At 55.8% G+C, this 5,935-nt stretch carries 2 protein-coding genes; both read left to right on the plus strand.

Annotated elements, in window-relative coordinates; translation table 11 throughout:
• The coding region (locus Q1Q75_RS22350; RefSeq protein ID WP_300675404.1) for a TonB-dependent receptor at positions 1-1,853 on the plus strand (1,853 nt) is incomplete at its 5' end.
• Positions 1,854-2,278: 425 nt separating this feature from the next.
• Positions 2,279-5,467, plus strand: coding sequence for an AAA family ATPase (locus tag Q1Q75_RS22355; RefSeq protein WP_300675406.1), 3,189 nt, complete (start codon positions 2,279-2,281; stop codon positions 5,465-5,467).
• The last annotated feature ends 468 nt before the right edge of the window (positions 5,468-5,935 follow it).

A 5,935-nucleotide genomic window follows, 5' to 3' on the forward strand; every position in this document is an offset into this window, starting at 1 on the left:
AGGGAAGCCGAACGGCGAGCCGAAACCTTCAGATCATGGTGGATGGGGCGCCCATCGGCATTCTGACCCAGCACCCGTATAAGACCGATTACAACATCATCCCCGTTGATCAGATCGAACGAATCGAGATCCTCGAAGGGGGCGGGGCCGTTCTTTATGGCAGCGGTACCGCAGGCGGTGTCATCAACATCACCACAAACCTCAAGGGGATGAAAAAACCACAGAGTTCCGTGGGGTATGAGTACGGATCGGAAGACCAGCACCGCTGGTTTGCCAATATAGGTGTTCAGCCCATAGATAAACTGGTGCTGCAGGCCAGTTACTCCGGGGATGATTCAGATCTTTATTTCAAAGACACCTTCAAAAAAAGCCATTACTTCGGCCTTGGCGGTGCTTATCGGCTCACCGACAATCAGCTGCTCTCCATGAAGTACACCCACTTTGAGGAGGAGGGGAACTATGTCTACAACGTCTCGGCCGAGAATCTGAAGAAATTCGGAAAGGATTACGTGCCCGCCGAGACCCGGGTCACGGTGGGTTACGATGAAACGACAGGGAAATACATTTACGAGACAAAAAAACGTTACAATGAGAGCGACAGGGAATCCGACGGCTTTAAGGCTTCCCACAGCATCCATTTTACCGATGCCCTTTCCCTCATGACGGACCTGGTGTCCCAGAAGGGGGCGTACCGGAACTCTCATTACGAAGACAAGGACATGGATTATGAGACGAAGGGGGCCAAGGTTAAGCTGAACTGGCGGTACGGTGAGCATCAGAATCTGCTTGTGGGTGTGGACCGCATTGACCAGGAGGCGCGCCTTGAGGTGCCCAAGTACAAGCAGGGGACCCAGGATATCTTTGACTACAAAAAAGAGATTCAGGCCGTTTTTGTCCACAACAAAAATCGGTTGGGGCATTTCGAGTTTACCCAGGGTGTTCGCCTGGATGTCACGGACTGGATCACCACCAAGCCCGAAGGGGCCGGTACGAAATTTGCCGGAACATCGGCGACATACAATAATGAACGCCGAAATGAAGCCTGCGAGCTTTCGTCTGCCTGGCTTTACTCTGATACGGGTCGCCTTTTTGCCAGATACGAGCGCGGATTCACCACCCCGGATGGCATCCAGATGACCGATGATGTCTATGTGGACAAAAAGAAGAAGCTCTATCTTCCCACCGAAGCCGATGACGAGATCTATGATACCTTCGAGCTCGGCATGCGGGATTATGTTTTAGACACGTTCTTTTCTGCCACCGCCTACCTCACCACCACCGACAACGAACTGAACCGGGTCTCTGTTTCCAGCGATGTCTCGGGTTCCAACTGGAAAAAAGACAAGAAGACCCTGAACCTTCTGGAGACGAAACGCTACGGGGTGGACCTCTCTGCCGAGCATGTGTTGGGTCGGCTCAAGCTGTCGGAAAGCTATACCTGGGCCATGGGGGAAACCGTCTACAACAGCAAGGGCAAAGCCCTCATCCAAGAGGGAAAACAGATCGACTGGAGTGACAGCGGCCTGCAGAAAGTACCCGAGCACAAGGTGGTTCTCACTGCCGATTACGATCTGACCCCTCAGCTCACGGCCGGTGTGAAGTACAAGTATACCGGTGGATACGCAAACTTTTTCAACAAGGCGGATAAGCCGGAAGACGACCTGGTGGACAGCTGCGAGACCACGGACCTGAGCCTTCGCTATGCCATGGCCGGGGGGCTGACCCTCTACGGCGGAGTGAACAATCTCTTTGACGAGACCTACTACCATTACGTGGCCAGCGGTTCCTCCTCATCAACGGTCTGGCCCGCCTTTGGCCGTACCTGGTACCTCGGGGCTAAGTATACCTTTTAATCATTTCATGAAATATCCGGGCTAACCCGGATATTTCACGAGTCGGGTGCGCTCATATTCAAGGCATCAGAGCTGCAGATGTCGTGTTTACCTCAAAGCTCTGATAACGCGGTCGATGAGTGTACCCGGCTCGCCCGAAGGGTGAGAAAATCAAACAGAATACCGTGGATTACATTTTGCATTTTTGAAACGACTAAAAATAGTACTGCAAAGAGCTGTAATTATGAATTATTCCTTGGCTCTGATTGTTTTCTCATGAAATATCCGGGCTAAGAGGTCCTGCGGATACGGATCCATCTCTTCGGCATGGGCTGAGCCCATTCAGGAAATCGTGTTGATTTTAAGGGGATAATGTACGAATATCACCGTCTACGGAACAACCCGTGACGGACTGATAACCCCACTGTGCAGGATGGAACTGTTTTATGGCTCATTGGAACTCTCTTCCGGCGATTCGTGCCGGTGTTCATGTGGCCAGGCCACGACTGATTAAGCTGCTGAACAAAGCGCATCGATCTGCCTCCTGCCTGATGGTTGTGGGGCGGGCGGGGCAGGGAAAAACAACGGCTGTGGCCCAGTGGGTCGCAGAGACAGGGCTTCCCGTCTGCTGGCATGCCACAGAAGAGGAGGATCGGGATCCCATCGGTTTCATGACGCGCATTGTCCTGGGGGTGGTGGCGGTCTGTCCCGAGTTTTCCAAGACCCCCTTTGGCCAGATCGCCCTTGGCCACCGCATGGGGGCGGGAGATGAAGCCGAGCTTGGGCGCATGCTGGCTCACTCCCTGAGTCTTCTGGGAGAACGGGCACCCCTTCTGGTTTTGGATGATATTCATACCCTGGATGGGGCCACCGCATCACTGGAGGTTCTGCACAGCCTGGTGGGCCATGGGGGCAGGAAAGGGGCCATCCTCTTGATCTCCCGGTACCCGGTCGGGGCTCTTCCGGGGAGGGATTCAGGGGTCGCCAGGATGGGGAATGAGGCGCTTCTCTTTACCCATGAAGAGACCGAAGAGCTCTGCGATCTTCTGGGGGAGGATGACGGGTTGGTCCCTTCAGAGATTCAGAAAAGGAGTGAAGGGTGGGTCATGGGGGTGCTGGCCTGTATCCATGCCGGCAGGGCAGGGCGCTCAACGGCGTCATACTCGGGATCTGAACTGGATTTTACCCTTTTTGAGGCCCTTCCCAAGGCGTCTCTCGATGCACTCTGCCTGCTTGCGCTGCCCGATTGCCTTCCGGCGGAGCTTGCGCGTCAGATCGTCCCGGGGCCGGGGGTCATCGAGGGGCTTGACCGCCTTGTCGCCATCAATCATTTTATCCGCTTTTCCTCTTCCGGCCACTACCTGTTTCATCATCTTTTCCAGCTCCACCTTCGCCAAGAGGCCCGCAGGCGGTTTGACGCGGAAACCCTTCACTCTGTTTTGTCGGGCGCGGCCCGATTTTTTGATGCATCCGGGGACTTCGAGATCGCCATCCGGCATGCCATAAGGGGCGAAGACGTTGATCAAGTGGAGGAGATTCTGCACCGGTCGGGCCTCTCCCTGATGGTGATGCAGCACGAAGTGGGGATGCACGAAACCCTGTCGAACATACCGGAGAGCGAAAAGGAGAGGCGAGGTTGGCTGGCTCTCTTCTCCGCATTGTCCGCCTTTGATATCCAACCCCTGGATGTCCCCGGGTATTTGGCTGCTGCCGATACGTGCATGAAACGTGAAGGGGATCTTGTCGGCCAGTTTTTGACCCACACCCAGTGGGTGGTGTGGCAGCTGGCCGTGGAGGGTTGCTTTGAAGATGGCGCCCACCATTTGCGGGCCGCCGAAGCCCTTGAGACAGCCGCAGAGCGCTTGTTGCCCGTCGGCATCTATGCCCGCGCACTGAACATCATGGCCCTGGGCAGCCTTTTTATTGATGGCAACGTCCAGGAGAGTCAGGTCCGCTCCGATCGTGTGCAGGGATTGACTCGGGATCTTAACGCCGCAAACCTCATGGCCGAAACCCAGATCGTCAAATGCTATCAGCAGTGTTTTTTAGGCGATATCGAAGGCTTTCGCATGGTGCTGGAATCCCTGGTCAACCTGGCACAAAGGCAAGGCGTCAACGCCTATACCCAGCTGATGAGCCGCCTCGTGCAGCTCAACATGCTCTCCACGGAAGGGGACGCAGGCGCTTACCGCTACCTGCGGGATGAGCTGGTCCGCCAGACTGAAGCCAAGCTCCAGGTCCAGGGGCGATTGATTCCCTTTCTCGTGGTCTGGGATGCGGATATGGCCATCTCAGAAGGCAACGCCGTGGAGGCCAGGGCCCGCATTGATGAGGGGCTGGCCATGCCCGTCGCAGGGGACAACGCGCAGATGCGAAGCCAGTATCTTCATTTGAAAGGGTACCTTGCGGCCATCCAGGGCGAACGTGACCTCGCACTGGCGGCCATCCAGGAGTCCCTCCGGCTCAGGGATCAGAGCGGAGGCCCCTATTATATCCTGCGAAACCGCATCATCGCCGGGGCAACCCTGCGTCATTTGGGGGCGTGGGACAAAGCGCGTGACTACCTGGATGAAGCGGTTCGCAGCGCGGTGGCCATGAATGACGGCATCGGGCACCTCGCGGCATGTGCCCAGCGTGCGGTGCTGTTTCTTGCCCTGAAGAAAGAGCCGGAGGCAAGGCAAGACATCGCTCAAATGAACCGGCTGAGAAAAGCTCACGGCATGTTTCATTTTTTCACCGCAGAGCCCGGAATGCTTGAAACCCTTGCGCGTGCCGCCCGCGCACTGGGTGAGGACCCGGAATACATCGAGTCGCTTCACGCCCACTGGTCCAAGGCCCGGCTGTGGAAAAAAACGATAGTCCCCCATGTCACCGTGAAGATACTGGGTCGATTCGAGCTGTGGATTGAGGGCCGAAAGAGCCTCTTGGCTCAGCTCTTGACCCCCTCCCAGCAGGAGCTGTTGAGCCTTCTGTTTATTGCGCCCCATCACCGCATGCATGTAGAAAAGCTTCAAGCGGCACTCTGGCCAGAAGCCTCAGCAGAAAAAGCTCGTGCAAGTTTTGACGGACTCCTGGCGCGCCTTCGCAAGGTCTTTAAGCGCATCGTCGCGCCTTACCCCGTCGAGCCGTACCTGAGACTGGAAAAGCAGGTCCTCTGCCTGGATCACATGACCATAGACCTCGCCCAGTTCATGGACGCCGCCCATGAAGGCGGCCTCTTCGCAGCCCGCAGCATGGCCTGGAGCGCCCTCTGCCAATATCGCCAGGCACACGCCTGCTGGGGCCGTCCCTTTCTCCCGGGCTGTCGCCTCAACACGGCCGTGGAAGAGTTCCTCCACACAAGGCTCTACCCCCTCTACCGCAAGTCAATTCGGGTCTGGGCCGGTCAGCTCCTTGATGCCACCACGGCCCTGCCCCAGGACCTGGAACTTCTGGAACAGGCCGTGGACGTCGACACCGTCGAACCCGTCCTGGTTCGCGTTCTCTATCACCACCTTCGCCAAAACGGAGACGCCCTGAGAGCCCGCCGCCTCCTGCGCCGCTACCGAAGCCTGTTGCAGCAAGAGGAGATGTCAGGCCCCGAGATCGACGGGCTCCTTGAACATATATGGGCAGAGACTTCGGTGAAGGTTTAAGGGCAGAGGTAAAAAAGCCTCCGGCGGCCCTGCCGGGGGCTAAACTTTTGCCTGATTTTATAAAGATGGGTATATATTTCAGTTGTAACTGTTCAGCTTGCCTTCGCCAGGTCGTTCGAGGCAAATGACAGAAAGATTCAAATGCCAATGCGTCACGTCTTTTCATAGAGACTAGGAGACTAGGGACAGGCACCATGCTCTTGACCTCGAAAGCAATTTGTGAGACACTCTTCATTAATAAGTAACCTGCCTTTTTAAAAAGAAATTCATTCCCGAACCTAATCAATATATCCATATTTCTGACATGACACACTAAGGAGATGAAGCGCTATGCCTCGTATTCCCCGGATGGTCAGGACAGATCCCGGCCAGAAAACCGTTTATCATGTGATTAGCCGAACCGCGCTGGACGGCCTTCCCTTTAAGGATTCTGAAAAAGACGAGCTGGTTCGTGTGATCCGTCGATTT

The sequence above is a fragment of the Desulfoluna sp. genome (assembly GCF_030145185.1).
Taxonomy (GTDB): Bacteria; Desulfobacterota; Desulfobacteria; order Desulfobacterales; family Desulfolunaceae; genus Desulfoluna.